Origin of the sequence: Mycobacterium nebraskense (assembly GCF_002102255.1) — a bacterium.
Taxonomy (GTDB): Bacteria; Actinomycetota; Actinomycetes; order Mycobacteriales; family Mycobacteriaceae; genus Mycobacterium; species Mycobacterium nebraskense.
On the sequence record NZ_LQPH01000125.1, the window covers coordinates 42,871 to 67,120 of the forward strand.

Annotated in this window: 24 protein-coding genes; 16 read left to right on the forward strand and 8 right to left on the reverse strand. The window is 66.0% G+C overall.

The window, feature by feature from the left end; all coding sequences use genetic code 11:
- Nucleotides 1–21: 21 nt before the first annotated feature.
- The 7 genes from AWC17_RS33550 (at nucleotide 22) to AWC17_RS32735 (ending at nucleotide 8,798) form a co-directional block, all read left to right on the forward strand.
- On the forward strand, nucleotides 22–1,494 hold the full coding sequence (locus AWC17_RS33550) for a MinD/ParA family ATP-binding protein (protein WP_023363500.1): 1,473 nt from the start codon (nucleotides 22–24) through the stop codon (nucleotides 1,492–1,494).
- The gene (gene eccD / locus AWC17_RS15460) at nucleotides 1,491–3,005 is read left to right on the forward strand and encodes a type VII secretion integral membrane protein EccD (protein ID WP_007172337.1); all 1,515 of its coding nucleotides are present in this window, start codon (nucleotides 1,491–1,493) and stop codon (nucleotides 3,003–3,005) included. Before AWC17_RS33550 ends, eccD begins: the two co-directional genes overlap by 4 nt.
- 16 nt (nucleotides 3,006–3,021) lie before the next feature.
- Nucleotides 3,022–4,722, forward strand: coding sequence for a type VII secretion-associated serine protease mycosin (gene mycP, locus AWC17_RS15465; RefSeq protein WP_040624331.1), 1,701 nt, complete (start codon nucleotides 3,022–3,024; stop codon nucleotides 4,720–4,722).
- A complete protein-coding gene (eccE, locus tag AWC17_RS15470; protein WP_007172335.1) occupies nucleotides 4,722–6,314 on the forward strand; it encodes a type VII secretion protein EccE in 1,593 nt (530 codons plus the stop codon). The genes mycP and eccE overlap by 1 nt, the downstream gene beginning before the upstream one ends.
- Nucleotides 6,315–6,336: 22 nt before the next feature.
- The gene (gene eccA, locus AWC17_RS15475) at nucleotides 6,337–8,169 is read left to right on the forward strand and encodes a type VII secretion AAA-ATPase EccA (RefSeq protein ID WP_007172334.1); all 1,833 of its coding nucleotides are present in this window, start codon (nucleotides 6,337–6,339) and stop codon (nucleotides 8,167–8,169) included.
- A 7-nt stretch (nucleotides 8,170–8,176) separates the two neighbouring features.
- Nucleotides 8,177–8,503: a hypothetical protein gene (locus AWC17_RS15480; RefSeq protein WP_007172333.1), complete on the forward strand. Its 327-nt coding sequence runs from the start codon at nucleotides 8,177–8,179 to the stop codon at nucleotides 8,501–8,503.
- A 151-nt stretch (nucleotides 8,504–8,654) separates the two neighbouring features.
- Nucleotides 8,655–8,798 (forward strand): hypothetical protein, encoded by a 144-nt coding sequence (locus AWC17_RS32735; RefSeq protein ID WP_154074434.1) that lies wholly within the window; start codon nucleotides 8,655–8,657, stop codon nucleotides 8,796–8,798.
- 33 nt (nucleotides 8,799–8,831) lie between these two features.
- On the opposite strand, the gene AWC17_RS15490 is transcribed toward AWC17_RS32735, so the two are convergent.
- The 8 genes from AWC17_RS15490 to AWC17_RS15520 form a co-directional block, all read right to left on the reverse strand.
- A complete protein-coding gene (locus tag AWC17_RS15490; protein WP_007172331.1) occupies nucleotides 8,832–10,901 on the reverse strand; it encodes a hypothetical protein in 2,070 nt (689 codons plus the stop codon).
- Nucleotides 10,898–13,879 carry an ATP-binding protein gene (locus AWC17_RS15495; RefSeq protein WP_007172330.1) on the reverse strand — a complete coding sequence of 994 codons (2,982 nt, stop codon included), beginning with the start codon at nucleotides 13,877–13,879 and terminating at the stop codon, nucleotides 10,898–10,900. The genes AWC17_RS15490 and AWC17_RS15495 overlap by 4 nt, the downstream gene beginning before the upstream one ends.
- 73 nt (nucleotides 13,880–13,952) lie before the next feature.
- Entirely contained in the window at nucleotides 13,953–14,237 is a 285-nt protein-coding gene (locus tag AWC17_RS15500) for a hypothetical protein (protein WP_007172329.1), read from the reverse strand.
- Between the two features lie 20 nt (nucleotides 14,238–14,257).
- Nucleotides 14,258–14,506 (reverse strand): hypothetical protein, encoded by a 249-nt coding sequence (locus AWC17_RS32085; protein WP_007172328.1) that lies wholly within the window; start codon nucleotides 14,504–14,506, stop codon nucleotides 14,258–14,260.
- A gap of 25 nt (nucleotides 14,507–14,531) precedes the next feature.
- A complete protein-coding gene (locus AWC17_RS15505) occupies nucleotides 14,532–14,759 on the reverse strand; it encodes a hypothetical protein (protein WP_007172327.1) in 228 nt (75 codons plus the stop codon).
- 13 nt (nucleotides 14,760–14,772) lie between these two features.
- A complete protein-coding gene (locus AWC17_RS15510; protein ID WP_007172326.1) occupies nucleotides 14,773–15,699 on the reverse strand; it encodes a conjugal transfer protein in 927 nt (308 codons plus the stop codon).
- A 16-nt stretch (nucleotides 15,700–15,715) separates the two neighbouring features.
- Complete coding sequence (locus AWC17_RS15515) at nucleotides 15,716–16,930, reverse strand: hypothetical protein (protein WP_007172325.1); 1,215 nt, start codon at nucleotides 16,928–16,930, stop codon at nucleotides 15,716–15,718.
- Nucleotides 16,927–17,232 carry a hypothetical protein gene (locus AWC17_RS15520; protein WP_007172324.1) on the reverse strand — a complete coding sequence of 102 codons (306 nt, stop codon included), beginning with the start codon at nucleotides 17,230–17,232 and terminating at the stop codon, nucleotides 16,927–16,929. The genes AWC17_RS15515 and AWC17_RS15520 overlap by 4 nt, the downstream gene beginning before the upstream one ends.
- 98 nt (nucleotides 17,233–17,330) lie before the next feature.
- Here AWC17_RS15520 and AWC17_RS15525 point away from each other — a divergent pair, with 98 nt between their 5' ends.
- From AWC17_RS15525 to AWC17_RS15570, 9 genes are all read left to right on the forward strand, one after another.
- Nucleotides 17,331–17,765 carry a hypothetical protein gene (locus AWC17_RS15525; RefSeq protein WP_007172323.1) on the forward strand — a complete coding sequence of 145 codons (435 nt, stop codon included), beginning with the start codon at nucleotides 17,331–17,333 and terminating at the stop codon, nucleotides 17,763–17,765.
- A 214-nt stretch (nucleotides 17,766–17,979) separates the two neighbouring features.
- Complete coding sequence (locus AWC17_RS15530; protein WP_231588400.1) at nucleotides 17,980–18,414, forward strand: hypothetical protein; 435 nt, start codon at nucleotides 17,980–17,982, stop codon at nucleotides 18,412–18,414.
- A gap of 2 nt (nucleotides 18,415–18,416) precedes the next feature.
- Nucleotides 18,417–19,820: a type IV secretory system conjugative DNA transfer family protein gene (locus AWC17_RS15535; RefSeq protein ID WP_007172321.1), complete on the forward strand. Its 1,404-nt coding sequence runs from the start codon at nucleotides 18,417–18,419 to the stop codon at nucleotides 19,818–19,820.
- Nucleotides 19,817–20,083 carry a hypothetical protein gene (locus AWC17_RS15540; protein WP_007172320.1) on the forward strand — a complete coding sequence of 89 codons (267 nt, stop codon included), beginning with the start codon at nucleotides 19,817–19,819 and terminating at the stop codon, nucleotides 20,081–20,083. The genes AWC17_RS15535 and AWC17_RS15540 overlap by 4 nt, the downstream gene beginning before the upstream one ends.
- A gap of 321 nt (nucleotides 20,084–20,404) precedes the next feature.
- On the forward strand, nucleotides 20,405–21,517 hold the full coding sequence (locus AWC17_RS15550) for an HD domain-containing protein (RefSeq protein WP_007172318.1): 1,113 nt from the start codon (nucleotides 20,405–20,407) through the stop codon (nucleotides 21,515–21,517).
- A gap of 146 nt (nucleotides 21,518–21,663) precedes the next feature.
- Nucleotides 21,664–22,080, forward strand: a complete 417-nt coding sequence (locus AWC17_RS15555; RefSeq protein WP_139315438.1) for a type IV secretion system protein VirD4 — start codon at nucleotides 21,664–21,666, stop codon at nucleotides 22,078–22,080.
- A complete protein-coding gene (locus AWC17_RS32740) occupies nucleotides 22,073–22,222 on the forward strand; it encodes a hypothetical protein (RefSeq protein ID WP_007172316.1) in 150 nt (49 codons plus the stop codon). Before AWC17_RS15555 ends, AWC17_RS32740 begins: the two co-directional genes overlap by 8 nt.
- 79 nt (nucleotides 22,223–22,301) lie before the next feature.
- Nucleotides 22,302–22,868: a hypothetical protein gene (locus tag AWC17_RS15560; RefSeq protein ID WP_007172315.1), complete on the forward strand. Its 567-nt coding sequence runs from the start codon at nucleotides 22,302–22,304 to the stop codon at nucleotides 22,866–22,868.
- Between the two features lie 822 nt (nucleotides 22,869–23,690).
- Nucleotides 23,691–24,212 carry a hypothetical protein gene (locus AWC17_RS15570; protein ID WP_007172312.1) on the forward strand — a complete coding sequence of 174 codons (522 nt, stop codon included), beginning with the start codon at nucleotides 23,691–23,693 and terminating at the stop codon, nucleotides 24,210–24,212.
- The last annotated feature ends 38 nt before the right edge of the window (nucleotides 24,213–24,250 follow it).

Genomic DNA, 24,250 nt, shown 5'->3' on the forward strand with positions numbered 1-24,250 from the left:
CCAGCCATATGGGGACTAGGAATGACTGACAATTCGGACTTCATGTCGCGTTATCTGCCGCCGGAAAACAGCGAGCAACAGCGCGAGCATCCGGCGCCTGCCGAGGATGCCACCGAGGAGGTGTCGTTGGCTGATGTGCGGGTGCCCGAGCCGGGTGCGCCGCCGCCACCTCACATGCCGCCGGTGGGTGGCTACGAGTTCGGGCCACCGCCAGCCGAGGGGAACCGCCACGAGGCGTGGCCCGCGGCGCCGGGGGGCACTGAAGGTGCTCATGCTCAGGCCGAACCGGCACCACCGCCGCCGCCGGGTGCGGGGCCCTCGTTCGGGCCGCCGCCGCCGGGCGGGCATCCCCATGCTGTGCCGCGGCCCCCGGCGCCTCGGGCACCGGACGCGGAGCCGTCAGTTGGGCGCGGCCCGGGAGGGCAGGCGCCCGACCCGATCCCGCCGCGCCCGCAGTTCGATCAGCGCAACCCGCCGCCGCCGCCGCGGTGGTCACCCCCGCGTGTGGACCCTAAGCAACGGTGGGCGCCGCGGCCAGACCTTCGCACTCCCAGCTCGGCACCGACCCGGCATGTCCAGGTCGAGGAGGTCGTGAAACGGCGCCGCGAACCGGCGAAAATGGGGTGGCGCAAGGCGGTTCACGCCTGCACAGGTGGGCTGGTCAATCTGGGTGCGGGTGCTCATGAGCGTCAACTGATCGACTGGAAGTCTCGTGTGGCTTCCAACATTCCCGGCACGTATCAGATCGCGGCGATTTCGATCAAAGGCGGCGTCGGCAAGACGCGGGTGACTGCCGGTGTGGGCACCGTGTTCGCCTTTGAGCGTGGGCAGCCGGTCTTGGCGATCGACGCCGACACCACCTACGGGGGCCTGGGTCGCTTCGTTGATCGCGAGGCGCTGAACTCGATTGGCGATCTGCTTGCGGCCAAGGAGGTGGTTGTCGACTATCCCAAGGCTCGTCACTACACCGGGAAGAACCCCCAGGGCCTAGAAGTGTTGCCGGGCAACCAGAATGTGGCCAACCCGATGGACCTGGACAAGGACGTGTTCTACGACACCGCTGAGCTGACGCGGCGCTTTTACCAACTGACACTGGTGGATTGCGGCGCCGAAGTCGAGACCGAATTTTTCAAAACAGTGTTGTCGAACACCGACGCGTTGATGATCATCGGCAGCTGCAACGCCGAGGGCGGACTGGCGATCGAGACCACGGTGGAGTGGCTGGCCGCACGCAACGGTCACGAACTGCTCAAGCGCTCGGTGATTGTGCTCAACGACATCCATGACTGCGCGTCCAAGGCGTTTATCTCCCATATCACCGAGACGCTGGGGCCGCGGGTGCGTTCGGTGAAGACGATCCCATGGGATGCGCATTTGCGCGACGCGGATACGCTCGATTTTCCGGCCTTGCACAAGCGCACTCGGTTGGCGTTTTTGGAGCTGGCGGCCGAGCTGGCCGAAGGGTTCCCGACCGCGGGGGCGCTGAGCGCGTGACCCTCGAGCGGCAGCACGACAACCCTGTCACGGCGGCGGCTGCGCCGGCCCTGCCTGATCGGGTGTTGGTGGCGGTCATCGCGGGGGCCACCAAGATCGGGGTGGTGTTGGATGCCACCGCCTCAGTGTCAGTGCAGTTGGCGGCGCTGGTGGATCTGGTCAACACTCGACTCGGTGAACTGGGGGAGCCGGCGTTGACGGCAGGCCCGCGGGGCCGCTGGACACTGTGCTGGGTCGATGGCAGCCCCCTGAAGCCAGGCCTGTCTTTGGCCGCCCAAGGGGTCAGCGACGGCACCCGGTTGTGGCTGCGGTTCGCCGCCGACACCGAGGCCCGGATCAACGTCGTCGAACACGTCACCTCGGCGGTGGCCGCTGAGCTGAGCAGACGCTGGCCTGCTGTCACGCCGGTGTGGGCGGCGCGCGTCGGCGCGGGCATGGTGGTGGCCGGCGTGCTGGCCGCCACGGCCCTGCTGGGGCGTTGGCGTTACGGGCATCTGGGCTGGGCGCCGGCCATCTATTGTGGCGGGCTGGCGGCGCTGCTGCTGGCGGCGGCGGCGATCATCTTGGCGCGCCAAGCCAGTCGGCTGGCGCGCGGCGTCGGTGACACGCTGTTGTTGACCGGATGCCTCCCGTTGGCGGTGGGGGCTGCTGCTGCGGTACCGGGGCCGATGGGTGCCCCGCACGCCGCGTTGGGATTGGCGAGCGCGTTGGTCGCCGCGGTGCTGGTAGTGCGGTTCACCGGCCGCCATATCGCGTTGGGCACGACGGTGATCGTCACTGCGGCAGTCGGTGTTGTGGTGGGTTCGGTGCGTATGGTGCTGGTGACCTCGGCGCCGATCCTGTTGGCGGTCGTGCTGCTGGTGTCGCTGATCGGGATGCATGTGTCGCCCACCGTGGCGCGCTGGGTGGCCGGGATTCGGCTGCCGGTCTTCCCTTCAGCGTCGGGCCAGTGGATTTTTGAGGCGCGTCCGGATTTGCCGGCTGATCATGCGGTGGCCAGCGGTCAGGTGGCCACGTTCGCCGGGCCTGAGTCGGTGCGTGAGGTGACGGTGGCCACCGACCGGGCCCACTCCTATCTGACCGGGTTGCTGGTTGCGACAACAGGTTTGGTGGTGGTGTGCAGCGTCGGGTTGTGCGATCCGCATGCGCCGCGACGCTGGCTGCCGCTGGTGTTGGCGGGGCTGGTGGCGGTCGCGGTGCTGCTGCGCGGCCGTTCGTTCACCGATCGCTGGCAGGCGACGATCTTCGCGCTGGCCGCCGTGGCATTGGTGATCGGGGTGGCCGGGCGCTATGTGTTGGGGTTGTGGACGATGCCGGCATTGCTGGCGGGGGTATCGGCGATGGTGGCCGTCCCGGTGGCTGGCTTGGTGGCCGGTGTGGTGGTGCCCAACCGCTTCTACACTCCGACGTTCCGCAAGATCGTCGAGTGGGTCGAATATGTCTGCCTGACAGGCATTTTCCCGTTGGCGTTTTGGCTGATGGGTGTGCTGGCCGCGATCCGGTACCGATAGCGGGGGTGGTTGTTCGGTGAGTCGTGCACAAAAGGCCTGTGCGGCGGTATCGGCTGTCGCCGTGGTGGGGTTGACCGGGTTGTGGGGCGCCCCGGCTGCGGGGGCGGTGGAGCCCCCGCAGATTGATGTGGGCGCAACTCCGCCCGATGGGCCGCCGGGTCCGGATCAACCGATGCGCCAGGGCGCGTTTTGCCCGAAGGTGGGCACGCTGCCGGGTACGGACTATCGGGTGCAGCCGCATTACATGGACATGCTGGATTTGGCTGAGGCGTGGCGGTTTGGGCGCGGGGCGGGGCAGAAGGTGGCTGTGATCGACACCGGCGTCACCCCGCATCCGCGGCTGACCGACCTTGTCGGTGGCGGCGACTATGTGATGCCCGGCGATGGCTTGTCCGACTGTGATGCTCACGGGATGATCGTGGCCTCACTGATCGCGGCCCAGCCCGCCGATGGCAAGACGCCGCTGCCCCCGCCGCGCCAGGCCCGCCGTCCTGAGACAGTGCCCACCACCGAGGCGCCGCCGCCCCCGCCGCCACCGCAGACCGTGACGGTGCAGCTGCCGCCCCCGCCTCCGCCTCCACCCCCAGACGGGGCGAGCTGGCATCCTCGCGCGACTCCCACGGTGGTGGTGCCCGCCGGTCACCCGAAACTATCCCCGCAGAGTCCCGCGCCTGGTCCTGATGATCCGGTGCCACCCGCGCCGCCTGGCCCGCCGGAGCCCCCGCCGCCGCCGGCGCCGGCTGCGGACGGGTTTTCTGGTGTGGCCCCTGATGTGCAGGTCATCTCCATCCGGCAAAGCTCAAAAGCGTTCTCTCCCAAGGACGCTTTCGCAGGCAACCAAGACCCGGCGACCCGGCGCAAGGCGGGCGATATCCGCACGATGGCTCGTGCGATCGTGCATGCGGCCAACATGGGTGCCACGGTGATCAACATTTCGGAGGTGTCGTGTATGAGCGCGACCGACATGATTGATCAGCGCGACTTGGGCGCGGCGATTCACTACGCGGCCGTGGACCGCAACGCGGTGATCGTGGCCGCGGCCGGCAATGTCGGCAACGAAAGCGCTGCCATGGGCAACGACTGTAAACAGAATCCGATCTATAACCCGTTGAATCCCAACGATCCTCGCGATTGGGCGGGAGTGACCACGGTCGTTACTCCGGCGTGGTTTTCCGACTATGTGCTCACCGTCGGCGAGGTGGATGCCACCGGCGCTCCGCTGGACGGCAGCGTGGCCGGACCCTGGGTGTCGATCGCGGCGCCAGGCACTGACATCGAAAGCCTCTCACCGCGCGATGACGGGCTGATGAACGCGGTCGAGGGCAGCAAGAACACGCTGGTGCCGCAGTCGGGCACCTCGTTTTCGGCGGCGATCGTATCCGGCGTGGCCGCCCTGGTGCGCGCGAAGTATCCGCAGCTGACCGCCCATCAGGTGATCAACCGGCTGCTCTCAACCGCCCGGGCACCGGCGCGCGGGGTGGATAACCAGGTCGGGCACGGCATCGTCGACCCGGTAGCCGCCCTGACCTATGACCTGCCCCCCGGTGAACCTGTTGGGCCGCAACACCTGGCGGCACCCCTTGTGCTGGCCCCGCCCAAGGTGGGCCGCGACATGACCCCCGTGTGGGTAGCCGCCGCTGGTGTGGGCGGACTGGCGCTGGTGTGTTCGCTGGTGCTGGGCTCAGCAGCGCTGATGCGGCGACGAGGAGCGCGGTGATGAGGACGACCTTTCCGTTAAGCGTGGCGGCCGGCTGGCCGCGCCTGGTGGCGCTGTTCGTCGTCGACGTCGCATTAGTGGCCACCGGGGCGGCCGTGGCGGGCCGCCCGGGCTGGTGGGCCGGCGCCGCGCTCGCCCTTGTGGTGTCGCTGCTGGCGTTGCTGCGTTGGCGCGGTGCAGCACTGTTGACGCTGGCGTGGCGATCGGTGAGCAAACGGCACGTAGCTGATCTGCCGGGCGGTGAGCTGGCCGACTACGAGCGCCACTTCGGCTCAGGGCGGGTCGGAATCCGTGCTGTGGGGCCACATTTGGTAGCGGTGGTGGCCGTCGATGGGCCACCACACAGTCCCTCGGCGCTCGATTATTCCCGGGTCGAGTCGATGACGAAGCTGCCGCTTGAGGCGGTGGCCGCCGGGCTGGAGCAGTTCGATGTCACCTTAGAAGGCATCGACATCGTCAGCGCGGGGGTGCGCCGGGCATCCAAAAGCCACCACCCGTATGCCCCGGTGTATTCAGGGGCGGTGGGTGATCATCCCGCGGTCGGGCAGCGCCGCACCTGGCTGGTCGTGCGCCTGGACGCGCTGGCCAGTGCGCGGGCGATCGTGTGGCGCGAGTCGGTGGCGGCCACGATGAGCGCGGCCGCCGAATGGCTGGCCGCAGAACTGACCAGCCTGCGTATCCCGGCGCGGGTGTTGACCGCGGCCCAGATCCGCTCGGCCGATGAGGCGCTGCTGGCCGGGATCGACCCGAACGGATTGACGCCAGGGTGGAGCCGGCTGCGTCACGCCGGTGGTTACGTGCAGACCTATTGGATGTCGCCACGCGACATTTCGAGCACCACGATTGACCGGCTGTGGGCGCCGGAGACCGCTGCCACGGTGGTGTCGATCCAGGTGCGCCGCGCCGATACCGGCGCTACGGCCGTGGGGGTGATGGTGCGCTATCACAGCGGCGGGCCGCTGGCTGAGCCGCCGCTGACCGGGCTGAACCCGTTTGTGGGTCGTCATGACGCCGGGCTGCGGGCCGGGCTGTTGAGCGCGGGCAATGGCGGGCTGGCGGTGCCGGCGCGCGAACTGGCGGCCAACGAAAAGGTGGCGGTACCGATCGGCGCGACGGGCATCATCGTTGGCACGCTTCCCAGCGGTCACCCGCTGCTGGTCGACCTCAGTGATCCGACCGAGCTGGCCACCGTGACAATCTGCGGCGAGTTCGCCTTGCTGGTGCAGGTGTCGTTGCGTGCGGCCGCAACCGGGTACCAGGTGCTGGTCTGCACGCAGCGGCCCGGGCGGTGGCGCCAGGTCATTGCGGCCGGGTTGCAGGTGATCGACACCGCCGGGCTGGTCGAGCAGTTGCCGGCCTCGCAGTACCCGTATGTGATCGTCTACGACGAGGTGGCGGGCTCGGTGCCCGCGGGGGCGGCCGTCACGGTGCGCACCGTGGACAAACGGTCGGCCAGCGGCGCTGACATCCATATCGAACAGGAAGGCCCGGGTGCGGCGGTGATCCGCACGTGGGCGTTTCAGCATCGGCTCCGGATCAACCTCGATTATGAGCGCCGCTTGCTCGAGGGCGGCCCCCGGCGGGCCGCCTAACCGGTTAGATTCGTAGCTGATCATGACAGGTATTGAGGCAGAATCCCCGGCTCGCAGCGCCTTTCGCCGCGGCCTGTTGGCATCGGGCATCGGCGTGGACGGTCTGGTGCCCAGCCATAACCGGCAGGTGGCCGCCGACATGTTCCGCACGGTCACCCAGGCCGACCCGGGCGTATGTGACGGCTGGATGGGCCGGGTGCTCGCCGGTGAAGACAGCGTGGAAGTACTGGCCGGAGGCTGGGCAGCCGCAGAAACCTTCGGCCGGGAGATCCGCCGGCTAGGGGTGCTGGGCGCAGACTTTCGCCCGCTGGTGTTCGACGGCCTGTTTTTGCAGTTGCCGATCGGCTCAGTGGATGCCCTGCGTTGCGCATACGCGACCGTGTTGATCCGGGAAGCCAACTACAGCCAAGCCCACGAGCTGCTGAGCTCGGCGACCAAGCCGACCGATCCGTTTGACGCCGACATGCACACCTACGCCTGCGGGCTGTTGCATTTCCGCACCCAACGCTGGAGCGATGTGTTGGGCCTGTTCCCGATCGACAAACGTTGGTATCGGCCCGAATACGAATGCGCGGCCACCGCGATGGCCACCACAGCGCTAGCGTCGCTGGGGGTATTCGAGGATGCGTTTCGCCGCGGCGACAAAGCTGCCCGCGATGACCGCGTACCACCGGCGGCCACGGTGATCCTCTACACCCAAGCGATGTGTCTTCGTCACTTGGGCCGCGAGGACGAGGCCGCCCAACTGCTGCGCCGCGTCTATTCCCGCGACCCGAAATTCGCCCCCGCCCGTGAAGCGATGGACGACCCGAGCCGGCGCCTGGTGCTCACCGACCCAGAAACCATCGAGGCCCGCACCGACCCGTGGGACCCCGCGAGCGCCCCGAGCCGACTAGAGGCCGAAACGGCCCGCGACGCCGAAAAGGCCTCGCAGTATCTGGCCGAGGGGCAAGCCGAGCTGGACGCCATGCTGGGCATGGAGACGGCCAAACGAGAAATCAAACGCATCCGCTCGACCACGAAGGTCAACCTGGCCCGCACCAAGGTCGGGTTGCGGGTGCCGGTCACCTCTCGACACACCCTGCTGCTGGGCCCGCCCGGAACCGGAAAGACCTCTGTGGCACGGGCTTTCACCAAGCAGCTGTGCGGGCTGAAGGTGCTGCGCAAACCGCTGGTGGTGGAGACCAGCCGCGCCAAACTGCTGGGCCGCTACATGGCTGATGCGGAAAAGAACACCGAAGAGATGCTCGAAGAAGCCCTCGGTGGGGCGGTGTTCTTCGACGAGATGCACACCCTGCATGAACGCGGCTACTCCACCGGCGACCCCTACGGCAACGCGATCATCAACACACTGCTGCTGTATATGGAGAATCACCGCGACGAACTGGTGGTGTTCGGGGCAGGCTACGCCAAAGCCACCGAGCGAATGCTAGAGGTGAATCAAGGTCTGCGACGACGGTTTTCGACCGTGATCGAGTTCCACAGCTACACCCCGCCAGAGTTGATCGAACTGACCAAGCTGATGGCGGCTGAAGATGAGGACGTGACCACCGATGAGGCCGTTGAAGTCCTGCGCCCAGACTTCGAGAAGTTCTATGCCGATGAAAGTCTCACCGCTGAAGGCGATTTGATCCGCGGCATAGACGTATTGGGCAACGCCGGGTTTGTGCGCAACGTGGTGGAAAAGGCCCGCGATCACCGCAACGACCGCCTGGATACCACCGAGCTTGATGAGCTGCTGGCCAGCGACGACGTCGAAGTCACCGACGCGCAGCTGCAGCGCCTGCGGGAGCTCACCCGCGAAGACTTGGCCGAAGGACTGCGGGCGGCGGTCTCCGAAAAGCGTTCAGAATAGGCAAGTTATGAACGATTCAGACCAGATGATGGCGCTGTTCGTGGCGATCCTCGTGATGATCGGGCTGCTTTACCTGCTTTGCCGCCTTATCTATGTCATCGTCGACGAGGCATGGGTAGCCAAGAATGCACGCGAGCAACAGCGCGTACAAGAAATCCGCTCAGCTCAACAGCGCAGCGACCTGCTGGCCGAGCTGCGCGAATTCGGCCTGAGCGAAGAAGACCTTGATCTGCCTCACGAAGAGATCGCTGCCAGGGTCACCTACGCCGCCGGGCTGCACCGCCAAGCCGCCGAAGGACTCGGGCGGGCGGGCAGGGTCGCTGCGGCCAGTTGATCCACATCAACCCAGGGCAGCAGTGCTCGTCTGCTCGTTGCGCTACGGTGAAACGGCTTTACACTCCACCGATATGGACTATGTGGAGCAAGCTGGAATGATTCTGTATGCGCTTAAGAAGATTCTCCAGGAGCGCCAAAAACTACGGGGTGTGAGCTCCCCGACCGAGGATGAGTGGCGGGCGATCAACGGGGCGATCGCGGCCACCGGATTCAAGGTCGACGAGCCGTGGTCGTCGGCGGGTATGGGCGAGTGGCAAGCCACGCTCGAGCACGCGCTCACCGCCTCATACTAGATCGGCTGCGCCACAAGCGCTTTCGGTCTCTCGTCAATGTGTGGGACGGCCCTTGACAGGGGTGCTGTCCTCGTCGACGTCGACTCTGTCGGGCTGTGGGCGCGTACTGGGGCGCTGCGGCTGGTGTGGCGGAGAGGCTGGGTTGGCGCGCTGGTGCGTGGGGCGCTCGGGGCTGCCGCCCCGGCCGGGGGCTGGGGTTGGCGCTGGTTGGGCGCCGGCAGGCGCGGCGGGACCACCTTGGGGCGAAGAGTTGGGGGCGCCGGCCGGGGGGTTGGGTTGCTGTGCGCCAGTAGAGCTGTGGTCGCGGTGGCGGCGCTGAGCGACGTGACCGGCGACGGCGGCCGCAGCGACGGCTTCGGGTGCCACGACGGCGGTGGCGGCCTCACCGGCCATCATGGCACCATCGGCGGCGGCCGCAGTCCCGCCGGCGGTGGAGGAGGCCGCCACGTCAGCGGCGGGGGCCTGTGGTGCTGGGGTTTGTTGAGAGGCGCGCCCGGGTGAGGGTGGGCGTCCGCCGGGGGGGCGGCCGTTGACTGGGGGGCCGGTGAGGGGCTGGTCGGGCTCGTCGGGGGTATCGGAGGAGTCGTCGTCGGGTTTTTTGGCCCATGGTGCGCGCGAGTTGAGGTCTTTGGCTCGGTCGTAGGCGTCTTGTCCGCGTTGGTATCCTTCGCGGCCGCGGTGGACGAGTTCACTGATGGTGTGGGTGAAATCTTGGCGGGTGTGATCGCCGAGTTCGCGTTTGAGCCACCAGAACACGCCGATGGCGACGGCGGAGATGATGGCGATCATGAATAGCCGCGCGAGTGGGTGGGTCATGCCGACCTGGTCGGCGTAGCCGCCGCGGGCGCCCATTTTGAGCACGATCATGGCCGCGATGGAGATGTAGGTGGTGTAGGCGAATACCAGGGCGGCGTGTTTGAAGAACATGGTGATGCGCCGCGCGGCGCGCCGGCGCGGGTGGCCGTGGATCATGGCGGGTGCGGCGGCCACGATGGACATCAGGGCGTTGACGAAGGCCGCGCAGCATACCATGACGTAGCTGTAGGTGACGTAGCAGACGAAGAACGCGAAGACTGCGCCCAGGAGGCCGTAGCAGGCGCCCAGGGCGAGGTTGGCGCCGCTGAGGTGTTGGGCGAAGGACAGGGCTTGGGGTGCGCCGCAGGAGGCCATGGCGTGGGCGGGTGCTGCGAGGTCGCCGGCGTTGGGTGGGGTGAGCATGGCGGCGGTGTAGGCGCCACCGCAGGTGCCGATGTTATCGACGGTGGTGCCGAAGTTCATCAGCTGTAACGGCATTCGCAAGGTGGTGTCGGCGATGAGGCCGGTGAGGTGTTGGAGCTGGGCCTGGCCGCCGCCGCTAGTGATGGTGCCGTTGGCGAAGGCTGCTTGGGAGATGCTGAAGCCGAGGTTGCGTCCTTGGGTCAGTAGCCCGTTTTCGCTGTAGAGGTCGGACAGCGGGTCGCGGGTGAGCACGATGCCCAGGATGCCAACGGCGATGGTGGACACCATGATTCCGGCGCCGAAGCCTTTGCGACCATGCCACAGGATGTGGAAGGCGCCGACTGAGACACCGAGCAGTAGGCAGATGGGGAAGACCCACAGGTCGGCAAGGATCACCCGGATTGTCTCGAAGACCGGCCGAAACCAGGTGGCCAGCCACACCAGCCACGTGTTGGACATGGCGAACCGCAGCAGCCACAGCGACATGGCGATCATGAAGATGTAGATGCCGGCTTGGGCTTGCAGCAGTTCGATCACGCCTTCATGGGTCATGCCGGTGGTGACGGCGTTGGCCAGCCAGCGGGCCCAGCTCGACGGGTCCCAGCTGAGGCCAGGTCCTGCTTTGGTGATGGCTTCGGTGGTGCTGACCACGGACAGGTAGTAGTTGCCCACGGGGACGCCGTGGCTGTCGGTGACCCCGGTCCAGTTCAGTGCACCGGCCAGGGTGGAGGCGGCCGCGGGCGGGGCGGCTCCGATCGCGGCGGCGGCCAGGGTGTGGGTGATGAACCAGAAGGTGGTGACGCGCCGCAGGCGTGGGCGGGTGGCCATCTGGTAGCCGAGGTATTCGGCGGCGCGCTGGCCGAATGTTGTTGGCGGGGTGGTCATGCCGCGCGCCCGGGGGTGGTGTCGTAGGCGTCGTGCACGGCGGCGTCGGGTTCGGTGGCTACCCAGATGGGCGATTTGCGGCGGAACTCGTCGACGAAGAATCCGTAGCCTTGCCGCGCGCCGCGGTTGGGGCCGGCGGCGGAGTCAACCTCGTCGAAGGCGGTGGGGTCGCGCATCTCATCCGGGGAGGGCTGAGCGAGGAAGAATTCTTCGATGTCGGGGTAGTCGTCGAGGCGGATGCCGACTTTGGCGGCGACTTGGCGTGCCAGGTCTTCGTTTTCAAACGGCATGATCAGTTGCTGGGTGATGAACTCATCACCCATGAGCGCGAGGTCTTTGATGGGATTTTGGGTGATGATCAACAACCCTGTGTAGTGCTTGCGAGCTTGGCGGCTGATCAGGTGTGCGTCGTCGGCGCCGGCGCGGGAGTTGAGCAGGGCGGAGGCTTCTTCGAGGACGATGAGCCCAAACCGGGTGGGATCGGCGAAAAATGTCACTCTGGCTAGTCTCACGAGCATGCCGTAGATGGCCACGGAGGCACGTTTGCGGTCGGAGAGCTGTTCGTAGAGGTGCGGGGTGTTCATCTCTTTGGCGGTGGGCAGGTCGAGGCTGCCGGTGAGCCAGATCGTGACGTCGAGTCTGGCCAGGTCGGGCACGGGCAGCGTGTCGTCGAAGATGGCTCGGGTGAAGGCGTGGCTGGCCCACGATTGCAGGGCGGCAAGGATGGGGGCGAGGTCGTCGGCGAGTCTGACGACTTGCGGGGCGCGATTGTCGGGCCCAGTCGAGGGGGCCTGGATGTGGCTGATGTATTTCATGAGCGCTGCGGTGCTGGTGATGTCGAGCGCGGCAGCGACGTCGGCCTGCAGGATGGCGCGTAGGCGGCGCACTCCAACGCTGCGCGCATCCAGGCTCATCATGGGAACCATGTAGTCCAGCCAGTAGCCGCCGGCGACGTCGGCGGGGAAGACACGCAGCGGGTCGCAGCTGAACTGGTTGCCGGCCATGTCGATGACGGCTTTGTTGTCGACATCGGCGAGGGCTTTTTCCCACTCGGTGCCGGGGTCGACGATGAATGCTTGTGCGCCGCGTTGGATTTCGCCGCGGGTGATGCGTTTGGCGGCATAGGATTTGCCGTAGCCCAGCGCGCCGCTGCACACCAGGCAGGGGTTGCGGTTGCGACGCGCGGCGGCGGGCAGGTCGAGCAGCACGGCGCTGTTGAGGGCGTTGTTTCTGTTGAATCCCAGTAGGATTCCGGTGCTGTTGCCGACCATGGATGAGGTGAACGGCACGAAGCGTGACCACTTTTTGGTGGTGGTGGGTTGGGTGAATTGGTCGATGGTGGTTTTGTGGGCGGGGGCGGCGGGGTTGAAGGCTGCCCAGAGTTTGGTTTGGGCGCCGCGGTAGTGGCGGATGGCGATTTGGCCAGATTGGGTGAGTTCTTCGCGGAGGCGTTTGACGCTGTAGTCCAGGGTGTGTTGATCGGGGGCGCCGACTGCGATGACGAACGCGGCATGTAGGGGCCGTTCGTCGATGTTGGCTTCGAGCTGGCGGTTGTATTCGGCGAGTTGGCGCCAGGTGGCGATGAGTTCGGCGTCGCCGTTGCGGACGTCGCGGCGCTGGGTGAATTGGTCGTCGATGTTGCCTTTGGCGCGGTCGTTGCGCACGAATTCCATTTCGCGGCTTACGGTTACGAGGTTGACGGCGAAGTCGAAGGTGGCGCCGGTGTCGAGGTCGTCGAGGGCTTGCAGAAATTCTGATCCGGGGAACACGATGCCGGCCTTGGGCATGTCGACGACTGGCAGGATCGCTTGGTAGCTGTCGGGATACGCGCCTTCGGGACTGGAGACTCGCAGGGTTTTGCTCCACGAGGGGATGCGCCGCAGGCCGGCGGTCCACGCGAGCAGCGCCGCGGCGGACAAGACGGCGAGGGGGGCTGCTAGCGGGAGTCCGACCAGGAGGCCGGCCGCGATGGCAGCGGCGGCGAGTCCGGCTGCGATGAGATGCAGCGGCAGGAGGCGGCCGCCGCGATGGTGTTGGTCGCCGTCGTCGAAAACCGCGGCGGGCAGCGCGGCGGTGTCGAGCTGGTCTGTGGTAGCCCGGCGGGGTAGGGGGTTGTTGAACACTCCGCGCCAAGCGTTGTGCCGCCAGAACCAGTCGATCATGTCCGCACTGACCGGTTGGGGCGCGAACTGCTCGGGAATGGCGGTGATGATGTCGTGGGCCAGGCGCTGGTAGGCGGCCACCGAGTCGTCGGAGTCTTTGTCGCGCCCGATTACCCAGTCGCGCAGTTTGGCGGCTTGACCTGCAGGGCTGTGCCCGGCGCGGCCGGCGTCGACGGGCATGGCCAGCCAGTAGATGCGGGTGCGGGGGTGGTGGTTCTTGAGGACGGGCTTCATCCGCTGGCAGGAGTTGACCCAAGCGGGCTTGTCGCGGTGACCATCAACCATGGCGCGGAGCAGCTGGCGCTGGTTTTGGGGTACGGAGAGCCCGAATACCCAGGTGCCGGCGGGGACTTCGCGGGCCAGGGCTTGGTGACTGTCGGCCACGCCGGTGCGGCGTTTGGTGGATTGCAGGTAGTAGGGCAATCCGCTGATCAGGTAGTGGGCGTAGATACCGTGGGCGGTGAAGCTCAGGTTGCCGATGACGGTGCGCGGCGGTGTCAGCAGCGGGTCGCTGGCGGTGCTGGCCAGGGTGGGGCGCAGGGCGCGCCAGGCGCTGACAATGCGGAAGCGCAGGTTGGGCCGCTGACGGGGGATCAGTGCCGCGGCCCCGGCGGTGGCGGCGGTGAGCAGCAGGCCGTAGATCAAGATGGCGCGGGCGTGCCCGGAATCCAGAGCGAGGATGGTGAGGGCGACAGTGAGGGCGGTGCCGCCGTAGAGGCTGACCGCCACCCAGAGCCGCAGCGGCTTTTTGAACAGGATGTCGGTGTAGACCGGGGTGTCGTGGACGCCTTTGAATAGTTGCGCTGATTCGGTCACGGGTTATTTTCCTCGCGCGTTGTGACCGCGGAACCGGGTCGCCGGTTGCGGTGGAAGGGATGCTGTCGCAGGGTTATTGGCCGAATTGGCCGGTGGTGATGCCGGTGCGATCGACGGTGTGTTTGGTCGAGACGTAGATCGCATAACCCGAGCCGACGATCACGGCGACGACGACGCCGGTTAGGGCCCAGCCCACGGTCGCGCCGATGCGGCCGCCGAAGAAGGAGCCGACCGCGCGTGCACCGCCGCCGAGCAGGATAAGCACGACCATCACACCTACCCCGATGGTGTAGAGGGCATGGCTGCCCGAAACGAGGTCGGCGACGGCCAAAACCGTTGTGTGCGAAGCGGTGTTCATATCAGTATTCCCTTTCATGGTTAGTGCAATGACAGCGAGAGAGGTCCAAGGATGGGGCCGAAGGCGATGACGACGGCGGTGCTGGGGGTGAGAACTCCCCATCCCAGCGCGACCATGGTGCGCCCCTGACGGGCGGACTCGACAGCGAGTGCCAAGCTGGCGAGCACAACGCACACAACGCCCCCACCCAAGCCGATGGCGCCGAGGAGGGGAGGTCCCGCAACCTGGTTGGCGGCGTCGAAAAGCGTTGGGGCTGATGCGGTATGCACGTCAGGGTTCCTTTCACGATTTACTTCAGCGGTCCGGGCCGAATTGTGAATTTGGCACAACGGGGCCGAATTCGCGGTCGTGCCCGTGGGCGAGAGGCGGCGCTGCGAACACGAGCGCCGCGGTGAGCACTGTGGTCCAGATGAGGGACGCCCAGACGCGGCGGTACACGTACACGGCGCACAGCAGCACCGAGGGGGCGATCAGGATCGGTACGAGAAGGTGATGGCGGTCGAGAAAATGCAGAAGGCTCATGGTGGGTGTTCCTTTAGCGGGGCGCGGCGGCCGCGGTGGGGATGACAGGGGTCAGTTCGGCGCCCTGGGCGAGCAGGGGGGCATAGTCGAGGCCCGAGACGCTCCAGCGGCCGCTGGTGACGGTCAACGCGATCGGGTAGTCCAGTTGAAGCGGTGCGTACTGGCTGGTCACGGCGTTGACAGTGGCCAACACGTGCACGGTGGTGCCCTCAGCAGGCACATCGTGATCGCCGGGGGCGTGGTTGGAGACGAGTTTGATGACTTGGGCGGAGCGGTAGTCCGCGGCGGGAAGCAGCCCGGAGTTGGTGGTGACGTAGCGTTCCAGCCCGCCGGCGCCGGTCAAAAAGCTGGTGATGAATCCGCTGACCGTGGTGAAAGCCGGTGAGGTGTCGGCGACCGCAGTGGAATAGCCCAGCGGCGCGTCCGCGCCGGCGCCGGGCCCGTTGACCCGGGCCGGTAGTGCGCTGGCCCGCAGTCCGTAGTTGCTGTAGACGACGGGCAGCCGGTAGTAGGCGGTGCGGGGGGTGGCGGCCTCGAACGGGCGCTCGGAGACGGTGATCACCACGCTCCACTGCTGGGTGGTGCCGGCGTCGCTGACCAGGGTGACCGCTGAGACTGCCGGGGAGGTGACGATGAGCGCGGGGGTGGTGGGCAGCTTCATGGGGTCGCGCAGCGACCAGCAGTCATGCAGGACCTGTTGGTGAGATGCGGTGGCGGTGAGCCAACGGGTCACACAGTCTTGGGCGTAGGAGCCGACCAGGGCGGTGCGGTTGACCGCGCTGCGGGCCGGGCCTGCGACGTCGATGGGGTCGTTGAAGATCCACCCCCAGATGGTGGCGATGGCCACCACGCTGCAGGAGGCCAGGCCGATGATGAGGCCCGCGCGGCGAAACGCGGTGTGGGTGCCGTGAAGTCGTTGACGCCAGGTGTTGGTGAGCATGGTTGGTGGAAGCCTCCTACTGGTGCAGGGGTGAGTGGCCGAAGATTTTGATCGACGACGACGCAAACGTGTTGTCAGCGGGATCGGTGTGACTGGTCTCGGCAGGCAGGCCAGGCAGCATCGGGGTGCTGCTGGTCGGTGCAGGATCGGCCGGGGCGGCCGGTGGTCCCATCACCTCGCCGAACAGACCCCCGCCGCCGGGAGCCGAAGTGGTGGTGGGGGCGGTGTCGGCGGGTGCGCGCCCGGTCTCTTGGACGAGCATGATGATTCGAGAGGCCAGCACCCCGCTGCTGGGCAGGGGTTTGCAGGCCTCGCCGTGCACGCTGCCGGTCTCTTGGGGGATCGCGGTGGGCGGGACGTCGTTGAAGCTCCACTGCACCCGGGTCAGGACGCGGTGCTGGTGCCATTGATCGGCGCCCGAGGCGTCGGCCCCGACCCAGCCCGGAGCGATGCAGACCGAGGTGACCACCATGGTGCGGCCGAGATTGATGACCAGGAATTGACCGACGTTGCCGCCGGTGACACAGACCCAGGCCTGGGTGGTGTCGGGGCCGGCGACTGATTGCGCGGCAGTCGATCCGGGCAGGCAGCCCACCGACGTGGCGGTGTAGGGGATGGCCGAGTCTTGGCCCTCGGGCGCCGGGGTGGTACTGGACGGGGCGGCCAGAACGCTGAGCCGGGTGCCCGGCTGTGCGGGTTGAGGCTGCTCGTTGGTGTGCGGGTCGCTGCGCATGGCCAGCAGGCCTGCGCTGACCAGGACGGTGGCCGCCACGGTGATGACCGCGAAGCCCACGGCGATCTTCTTGTTGTAGCGGGGGGTGCTCTTGGTCTTCGCGCCACCGGTGTCCTCGTCCTTGGGGGAGGTGGGCTGGTGGGCCAGATCGGTTGCCGGTGAGGGGTTTTCGGTGCTGTCACGCTCGGTGCTGGGTGCCGGTGTGTCGTCGTCTACAGTGCCGGGCTGCTCATCACGTTCGTCGGCAGGGCCGGGGCCGTCGAGATCAACGAGCTCGTCGTCATCGGCGGGCCGTCGCTCGCCGAACTGCTCGGCACTACCGCCGTCGCCGCTGGGTTCCCAGTCCGGTTCAGGATCGGGACTTGGCGGCGGAGGGAGCTCATCTCCAGGGCCGGGGACGTGCGTGGTGATCACGTCGGGGCCGTCGCTGTCGATCTCATCGAAGAACGCCTGCGTGGCAGCGCAATAGTACTCGTGATCGGTCGTGGGCTTGCTCATGGCAGACGCCGCCGCACACCGGGGGGCAGGCTGCGCGGGCGCAGCGCCGCCGAGGACATCTGGGATGGCGCCCACGGCGTCGCCGGCGGCAGCTGCGGGCTGGCCACGCCGGTCGGGTAGGCCGAGTGATGCTGCGCGCGGCGCGCCCGGCGCCGGCGTGCGCTGACGCCCCAAGCGGCGACGATCAGACCGGCGACCACGACGCCGGCAAACAGGTGTTGGGTCACGAAGACCACCGCTGTGATCAGGGTGAAAACACATCCCATGATGGCGATGACAAAAACGCCCATTACCACGCGCATCTGCTGACCTCCTGTCCTTGGGCTCAGCTTAAGGGGTGGAATAACTGATATTCCACGGCCGTAGCGAAATAACTTGATCGGTTGTTACCGTCATTCGTGTGAATGCAATCCCGGCAGACGGAGTAGGGCGGCTGCTCTTTTTCGTCGAGGACCGCCTCGCGCAGCTGCGCTGGACCCGCGAGGACCTGGCAGCGGCGGGCGGCCCGGCACCCTCGACGCTGTATAAGGCCGCTGAGCGCGGCGGCGGGCTGTCGGTCAAGACACTGGCTCGCCTGGATGTGGCACTGGGGTGGCAAGAGGGTTCGGCGCAGTGGACGCTGGCCGGCGGAAGCCCCACGCTGAGGATATCTGAGCAGGTCAGCAGGTGTGCGGCTGCGGTCGACGCGGCTCGGCGTGACGCCGAATCGGTCGGGGTGGCGCGTACTGCGGCCGAGTTGAAGAACTTTCTGCTGGACGTCGCGCAACGCCTCGGCGACTTTTACACTGAGCCTGTACGAGCCGCGGGGGGTGCTGCTGATGTCAGTGCCTCCTGACCGGTTCGACGAGATCCGCCGCAAGTGGATTGCCCGTAACCAACGGACGTTTATATTTCAGAAAAGGCGTGCAGAAATTGTTGCACGCCAAATACGAGATCGCGACACCGACCGTACCGGTGCGCGGGTTGATCCCGCTGACGACGACGTTATTCATCCGTGGTATGCGCGCGGAATTAAAACACCGTATGCAATGTTTGATTGGGTGCTTTTTATGACTGCGGCGGTGCTGGCGCCGCTGGGCTGGCCGGCAGGTAAAGCGTTGTCGGTGAGTGTCGTGCAGCTAATTCCTGGCGAACTGCGTTCATACCCGATCGCCGCGTTCATGTGGTCATCGGCCATCGTCGGTGCTCCGCTTCCACTGCTGTTGTGGCTGGCAGGCCCGGGCGATTCCCTGGTGTCGGCGGCCGCGATTCCGTGGTTGCTGGCTCAAATCCCGGCGACGCTGCTCACAGCAGGTGTCTACGGGATTTTGGAGGGCTGGCTGGCCGTAGACGGGGCCCGCGACTGGTGGCCGATGCGCCCGCCCGATGACGTCGATGAGATCGACTTCGGATTCCTGCAAGCCGACGATTTGACCGGGCCGGGAGTGTTCCCCACCCACCGTGAAAGTCCGCCGGGAGATCCCAGCCCCATCAGGAGGTCCTAGGAATGTATGTTCGGCGTGCTTCACCCTACTGCGGGTTTTGCCGCGACGACGGAAAGCTTGTCGTGGCCGAAGCACCCGCACACATCCTGGTCTCTGCGCCCACGGAAACGGGAAAGACGACCGGCGTGCTGGCGCCGGCCAGTGTGCTATGGGGCGGGCCCGCTGTCTGCGTGTCCAGCAAAGATGACCTGATGTGGTTGGTGTGCCAACGACGTTGGGGCCCAAAGCAAGTCATCGACTTACGCCCGGATTACTCGCCGGTCTATCCCACCGACGCCGAGGTGCGCTCATTCGATCCGACCGCGCTGATTCGCACTCCGGATCAGGCGGTGACCACCGCCAACACCATGATGCAGATGTCCGCGGTCGGTCTGGGATCAGGAATCGACCAGGTCTCTGATGCCGGGATTTGGGAATCCAACACCGAGGCCCCGTTGGCGGCGATGCTCTATGCGGCCTCACCGTGCGGCAACGGCAAGGGCATCGAATGGGTGCTGATGGCCGTGGACAACCTCGAAGAAGACAAAAAGGCGCCCGACGCGCCAGGCTGGCACAGCGCCGCCCGCTACGTGGCCCGTCAACCCTTGTTCCGCAACGCACTGATGCGGACCCTGGCCATGGACCCGCGCCAGCGCGACAGCATCGCCTTGACGATGCGCAAAGCGGTCACCCCGTGGATGCGGTTAGGGCTGCGCGGGATGACCGAGCCCACATTCGACGAATCGTTTCTGTCCAACCCCGATGCCACGCTGTTCATCCTGGCACCGGCCGAAGGGTCCATCGCCGGCGCCGCGGTCACCCTGCTCGAGCACCTCGTGCGCAGCTGGCGCGGCAAGACCGCACGAAAAGAAATGATGCACCGGCTGCTGATTGTGATCGACGAGGCGGCCAACGTGGCCCCGATGCCGGCCCTGCGCCGTCACGTTTCAGAGGGCCGGGGCCTGGGGGTCAACCTTCTCTTGTCGGTGCAGGGGTCGAGCCAGTTCGACACGATCTATGGCAAGGCTTACGCCCAGGAGCTGCGCGACACCTTCCCGGCCGCCCTGATCATGTACGGGGCCGCGGAGATGGAGATGCTGCAGCGCGCCGAGCAGTGGTCACGCGAAACCACCCGCCGCCAAGAGACTTTCGACCAAGCCAGCAGCGGCAAGACATTGTCTTCACACCTCGGTCCGAGTCTGGATTACCGGCGGCTGCTCCCACAAAACCTCGGCCAAGCACGGATGCTGCGGCGCGGCACAGCCGGCATCGCCACCGAGCTTCCCGATTGGCCGGTTTTTGTCAAACGGTATGACAACGCGGTGAACAGGCTGCTACAAGCCGACCCGCCGGAGCGTGAACCAGAAACGATGTGGGAATGGGTATTACAGCGCCACCGCCGAGCCATGAAGGCGCTCAAGACATGAGCGACGCCGAGCAGCTGCGCGCGCAGCTCGTTGACGTCCTGGCGGGCGCCGGCGGTCCCACCACAACCAGCGCGGCGCGCATCGCCGTCTCTGAGCATCGTGGCCGACGTGGCCGGCGACCGGTGGTGGCCGAAGAGGTCTACCGGGCCTTGCTCACCCTGCAGCGCCGCGGTGTGGTGCGCCGCGTCCACGACCAGCCCGGCCACCTGGCGCACTGGGAATTAACCCACAGCCATCGCCATCGGCGCGAGCAGGCGGGCTGATGATGAGCGCGTTGCACGACAAGACCACCGACCACTGGGTGCGGTCGAACCTTGTTCGCACACTGGCCTTTTGGTCATGCCTTCTGACCGTAGAGGCCGTCACCTGTCTGGGATTGCTAGCGAGCTTCGACTATGTGGCACGGGTACACGACCACACCGCGACGTGGCCGGCCGTCCATGCCAAATGCGTCTTTCCGGCTGACTCATTAGGTGATGTGCGGTGAGTGCGTCGATCAGCGCCCCGAGCCAGCGCAGTTGGCGTCAGCAACTATGCACTCGCCAGCCGCACCAGCGCGTACACAAACGTGACAAGGGGGACCGGTGAACGTCGAAGATGCTCAGTTCATGGCGCTGCAGCTGCTGTCGAAGTCGACCTACACCTCGGCTGCGCCGGTGACGACGCGGCGTTATTCCCACACTGCCGGTGTGGCCGCGACCGCTGGGCGGCTGGCGCGGGTACTGGCACCCGGACATGAGGAGGACATCGTTACTGCGGCGTGGCTGCATGACATTGGCTATTCCCCGGATTTGGTGGATACCGGTTTTCACCCGCTCGATGGCGCCAGATACGCCCAACAGGCCGGGATTTCACCCAATGTGGTGAGTTTGATCGCGCATCATACGGGCGCGGTGGTCGAGGCTCGTGAAAGAGGGCTGCACGAGCAGCTAGCAGCGTTTCCGTTGCCGGCCGACGTGGCGGAGCTGGCCATCCTCAGCTGTGCCGATTTGTGCACAGGCCCCGATGGCGTCCCGATCGATCCGGCCGAGCGGCTCGCCGAGGTACTTCAGCGGTACCCGACAACAGATCCCGTGCACCGCGCCATCACCACGTCAGCGCCACTGCTGATCGCTCAGGCGCGGCTGGTTCTCGCGGCCGCGGAGGCGGCCGGATACGAGGCGCCGCGGGTGGACCTTCCTGGCCGCGTTGACTATGTGCCGGCGGGGCGGCAGTGGTGTGCGGTGTGGTCGGATGTCCACTACCGTGTCAGCGCCCGCCGGGTGTCACAGGAGGTCAGCGGCAAGACGTCGAAGATTGCCAACGGCGTCGGGATCTGTCTGGCGAGCCCACCGGAGGTGTGGGATTGCGTCGAGGCCGAATCGCTGAGTGCTGATCTGGGCGCGGCGAGCGCCGCTGCGTCAGGAAATGCGTTGTTCTGGCAGGAATACCGCGCTGATCCTGCGGAATTTTGGTTCCGCGTCGACGACGAGGACCCGACTAGCACATTCTATTTCGACGATGTTGTCCAACTCCTGCTCGACATGGCAGCGCGCGCCCGTCCAGTCCGGATTCAGCAACGCACCTTCACGACCCTCAGCGACGTTAGCGAATGGACCGACATTGCACGCCTCACCAATGATCGACCGGTCGATCTGCGCAGTGTGAAGTTCATTCCACGGTCCACTGTGGTTGGCGAAAGTGCCAGCGATGCATGAAGTTACGGCGTTTATCGGCTGCGGTATCCGTGGCCGCCGGCTCTGTAACGGGACTGTGCCCGCGGCAGTGCCGGTCATCAACCACAGGACCTGGGCCAAACACTCGCGGCCCAGAACACCAACCATCACCAAGTTAAGGAGCACAAGTGAGCACAGTGGATGATCCAACCATCCTGGTAGGCAGCCCGTCCGAGGCGATGACAGCAGCTCAGGCGCTACTGGATTCGGCGTCGGCCGGACGCGACCACCACTACGACGTCTGGGCCACCGTGGCTGTGGCCCCGCTCGCGGCGATGCTGTATGCGGCATCCCCAGTAGGCAACAGCCAGGGCATCAGCTGGGTGGTGCAGGCCGCCACCACTATCGACGTGGCCACCGATGCGGACACACCCAGCTGGCGCAACACCATTGCGGCATTGGATGACCAACCGCTGCTGAGTAATTCGCTCGAACGCGTGCTGGGCTGGGACACCCGCCAACGGGACAGCATCGCAATCACCCTGCGCGATGCACTGCTGCCATGGCTGCCGACCGAAAGCGCAAGGCGCGCAAGCGGTGAATGACTCACGGAAGTTTCCGTGGCTGGGCGGCCTCGCCGCGGCCATCACCGTAGCGGTGCTGCTGATCGCGGTGGCCATCCACGGCACGCTGCAGGTGATCGACGACGTTGCCAACCAGGTCACAGACGCAAGTTACCAGCCCTAACGTTGCCCTCATCGCCGCGGCCAACTTCGCAATGGCCAGGGCGACAACAATAATCACGACCAAAGATCGGGAATCACCAATGGCTGATACGCCGCACTTCCTCGACTCCATTGACGTCGACCCAGCAGACCCAAACAGCAACGATCCCTGGGGGACGGACCCGGAACCGCGCTACGCACGCTTCGAGGCCGACGACGCTGCGGTACGCAAGGACGCAGCGATAGATTTCGCCCTCGACGAGGCGCATAGCAATGCCCGATGGTCGCGCATTTACTCCGACTGCGCGCGTAGTGAAGCCAACCGGGCCACGATCTACCGTGACACCGCCGAGACCTGGGCCGCCTGCTCGGATATCGATGCCGACAGAGCAAGTGTGAGCGCCGGCAGTGCCTGGTTAGCTGCGGAGACGGCTAACCTAAGTGCTGAAATCGCCGGCAGTGCAGCGCGATCGGCCACCGCGGATCGCCGCCTGGCGTTTAGCCTGACCATGTTCGTGCTAGGGCTCATTCTTGGCGTCATGCTCGCTGTCCTGATCTATCTGTGGGTGATCGCGATTGCCCACGATGCAGCGCCTGGAACGCCAGGGCTACTACCGCACCACGGTGCCACACCGACTGCAGACCAGCAGTTCAAGCTCGCATCGTGATCTGACAAGCGCGAAAGGCGTTCGCGAATGAACCCATCACCGCTGCCGGCGACACCCACTGAGGCGCCACCACATCTCTGCCACGCTCGCGGCTGCGACACTGAGATTGAACCGCGGTTATTCATGTGTCCGGCCCATTGGGCTCAAGTACCACCTGTGCTTCGTTAGTCGATCAAGTCGACCTATCGGCCAGGCCAGGAACTCGACAAACAGCCCAGTGAGCAGTACCTGGCATTCGCGGCCGCCGCGATCGCCGAGGTAGCGCACAAAGAAGAACGGCAGCGGCAGCGAGGCCGCCGCGCACCTTCCAAACCGGTGCAGCTGGCCCTGTTCGACGTCGCACCCAGACGATGAAAATTATTTTTGAAGATTGCAGCGCAAGGAGATTAGGGCAGGATGCGCGAAGGCGATGGCGACCCGCCACGGTATTTCGTGGCGCTGAGCTCGGGAACCGGGTACCTCACTGACCATACCGGTCTTGTCGAGACGCTTCAGCGACAGAGCGAGTTTGATTGGTACGTGGCCGAAGACGTGCCCATGGTCCCCACTATATGGATAAGCGTGGGCGACAGTGAGTTTCGGCAGCTCCGGATGACACGGAGACACGTCGGCGGCTCCCGAACCTGCATCGAAGAGCAATGGACGCTAATCGACACACGTACCGGGCAAGTGGTTGAACGGCTCACCACTTCCTACGCCGAACCCGAGCCGGGGTGGGCCTAGGAGCAGCACCGCTTGGCGATTCTGAACTAGTTGGTGGTTACGACATGTCCTATGCCGCTGAGAGAATGCCGCAAAGATAAGAATCGAACTGGGGTGGCGATGAGCATTGAAGATGACACGTTGGGGCCGGCCGATGTCACGTTCAGTGACGGTCAAACGGAGCGGTACGCGGCCGTTGAGCTACTCAATGATGGGGTTCTCAAAACCACGCAGCGCGCCGCGTTCGAGCACCCGGAGTTCGGTACCGGAATCGGCGAAACACAGGTGCGTTACCACGCGCCACACACGTGGCGCTATGTAGAGCTCGTGGCCATCGAGAACGGCACCTTGTGGGTCAGCGACGCCGACTGGGAGAGCGAAGAAGCCGCCAAATGGGAACAGCTCGCAGGGTGCGTCTCGGTCGAAAACGCGTACCAGGTGATCGCCGACTATTTGCTAAAGCACTACGCCAAGTACTACGGAGCGCACGCCCTGGAGAGTGCCCGGACGACCTTCAACCTTGAGCCCAATGAATCACGGGCGTCAAAAGAGGTCAGGAACGATGAGGGCGAGCCCCGGCGGCTGGCCTTCCGCTGGGCAAGCACCCCGAGGGCGACGGGGCCTTTTAGCCCTTTTATGTGAAAGACGGGGGCGCACCAAATTGGGCTGAGCGTCGCGCA

Coding starts and splice junctions, on each gene's coding strand:
- AWC17_RS33550 (WP_023363500.1), top strand. CDS start 22: ATGACTGACAATTCGGACTTCATGTCGCGTTATCTGCCGCCGGAAAAC.
- eccE (WP_007172335.1), top strand. CDS start 4,722: ATGAGGACGACCTTTCCGTTAAGCGTGGCGGCCGGCTGGCCGCGCCTG.
- eccA (WP_007172334.1), top strand. CDS start 6,337: ATGACAGGTATTGAGGCAGAATCCCCGGCTCGCAGCGCCTTTCGCCGC.
- AWC17_RS15480 (WP_007172333.1), top strand. CDS start 8,177: ATGAACGATTCAGACCAGATGATGGCGCTGTTCGTGGCGATCCTCGTG.
- AWC17_RS15490 (WP_007172331.1), bottom strand. CDS start 10,901: ATGACCACCCCGCCAACAACATTCGGCCAGCGCGCCGCCGAATACCTC.
- AWC17_RS15500 (WP_007172329.1), bottom strand. CDS start 14,237: ATGAACACCGCTTCGCACACAACGGTTTTGGCCGTCGCCGACCTCGTT.
- AWC17_RS15505 (WP_007172327.1), bottom strand. CDS start 14,759: ATGAGCCTTCTGCATTTTCTCGACCGCCATCACCTTCTCGTACCGATC.
- AWC17_RS15510 (WP_007172326.1), bottom strand. CDS start 15,699: ATGCTCACCAACACCTGGCGTCAACGACTTCACGGCACCCACACCGCG.
- AWC17_RS15515 (WP_007172325.1), bottom strand. CDS start 16,930: ATGAGCAAGCCCACGACCGATCACGAGTACTATTGCGCTGCCACGCAG.
- AWC17_RS15520 (WP_007172324.1), bottom strand. CDS start 17,232: ATGCGCGTGGTAATGGGCGTTTTTGTCATCGCCATCATGGGATGTGTT.
- AWC17_RS15530 (WP_231588400.1), top strand. CDS start 17,980: ATGACTGCGGCGGTGCTGGCGCCGCTGGGCTGGCCGGCAGGTAAAGCG.
- AWC17_RS15535 (WP_007172321.1), top strand. CDS start 18,417: ATGTATGTTCGGCGTGCTTCACCCTACTGCGGGTTTTGCCGCGACGAC.
- AWC17_RS15540 (WP_007172320.1), top strand. CDS start 19,817: ATGAGCGACGCCGAGCAGCTGCGCGCGCAGCTCGTTGACGTCCTGGCG.
- AWC17_RS15560 (WP_007172315.1), top strand. CDS start 22,302: ATGGCTGATACGCCGCACTTCCTCGACTCCATTGACGTCGACCCAGCA.
- AWC17_RS15570 (WP_007172312.1), top strand. CDS start 23,691: ATGAGCATTGAAGATGACACGTTGGGGCCGGCCGATGTCACGTTCAGT.